Origin of the sequence: Bradyrhizobium sp. AUGA SZCCT0182, from assembly GCF_018130185.1 — a bacterium.
Lineage (GTDB): Bacteria > Pseudomonadota > Alphaproteobacteria > Rhizobiales > Xanthobacteraceae > Bradyrhizobium.
Map to the genome: position 1 here is coordinate 1 of NZ_JAFCLY010000103.1, position 1,418 is coordinate 1,418.

Annotated in this window: 1 protein-coding gene; it reads left to right on the forward strand. The window is 63.5% G+C overall.

What is annotated here, in order from left to right:
- Positions 1 to 1,418: phosphoenolpyruvate carboxykinase (locus JQ611_RS41405; protein ID WP_212468843.1), on the forward strand; the 1,418-nt coding region annotated here is incomplete at both ends.

The following is a 1,418-nucleotide window of genomic DNA, read 5'->3' on the forward strand; positions in this document are numbered from 1 at the left end:
TTCACCGGCCGCAGCCCGAAGGACAAGTTCACGGTGCGTGACACCTCCACCGAGAAGATGTGGTGGGCCGGCAACCAGTCGATCACGTCGGAGCAGTTCGATGCGCTCTATGCTGATTTCCTGAAGCACGCCGAAGGCATGACGCTGTTCGCGCAGGACCTCCATGGCGGCGCCGATCCGAGCTTTCAGATCAAGACCCGCGTCTTCACGGAATTGGCCTGGCATTCGCTGTTCATCCGCACGCTGCTGATCCGCCCCGACGCGTCGGATCTCGCCAGCTTCGTGCCGGAGCTGACCATCATCGATTTGCCGAGCTTCCGCGCCGACCCCAAACGTCACGGCTGCAAGTCCGAGAACGTCGTCGCGATCGATTTCGCCCGCAAGATCGTCCTGATCGGCGGGTCTTATTATGCCGGCGAGATGAAGAAGAGCGTGTTCACGACGCTGAACTATTATCTGCCCGCCAAGGGCGTGCTGCCGATGCACTGCTCGGCCAATGTCGGCCCCGACGGCGACACCGCGATCTTCTTCGGCCTGTCCGGCACCGGCAAGACCACGCTGTCGGCCGATCCCAAGCGCACGCTGATCGGCGACGACGAGCATGGCTGGGGCAAGGACGGCGTCTTCAATTTCGAAGGCGGCTGCTACGCCAAGTGCATCAAGCTGTCCCCGGAAGCCGAGCCCGAGATTTTCGCGGCCTCCAACCGCTTCGGCGCCGTGCTGGAGAACGTCGTGCTCGCCGAGCGCACCCGCGTGCCCGATTTCGACGACGGCTCGAAGACCGAAAACACCCGCTCGGCCTATCCGCTCGATTTCATCCCGAACGCCTCGCGCACCGGGCGTGCCGGCCAGCCGAAGAACGTGGTGATGCTGGCGGCCGACGCCTTCGGCGTGTTGCCGCCGATTGCAAAGCTGACGCCGGCGCAGGCGATGTATCACTTCCTGTCCGGCTATACCGCCAAGGTCGCCGGCACCGAACGTGGTCTCGGCAACGAGCCGCAGCCGGAATTTTCCACCTGCTTCGGCTCGCCGTTCCTGCCGCTTGATCCTTCGGTGTACGGCAACATGCTGCGTGAGCTGATCGCCAAGCACAATGTCGATTGCTGGCTGGTCAACACCGGCTGGACCGGCGGCAAATACGGCACCGGAAGCCGGATGCCGATCAAGGTGACCCGGGCGCTGCTCACCGCGGCCCTCAACGGTTCGCTGCGCAATGTCGAATTCCGCACCGACAAATATTTCGGTTTCGCAGTCCCGACCGCGCTGCCCGATGTGCCCAGCGACATCCTCAACCCCGTCAACACCTGGAAGGACAAGGCCGAGTTCGACAAGACCGCGCGTGCGCTGGTCGGCATGTTCCAGAAGAACTTCGCCAAGTTCGAAGCCCAGGTCGATGCCGATGTCCGCGCTGCTGCGCC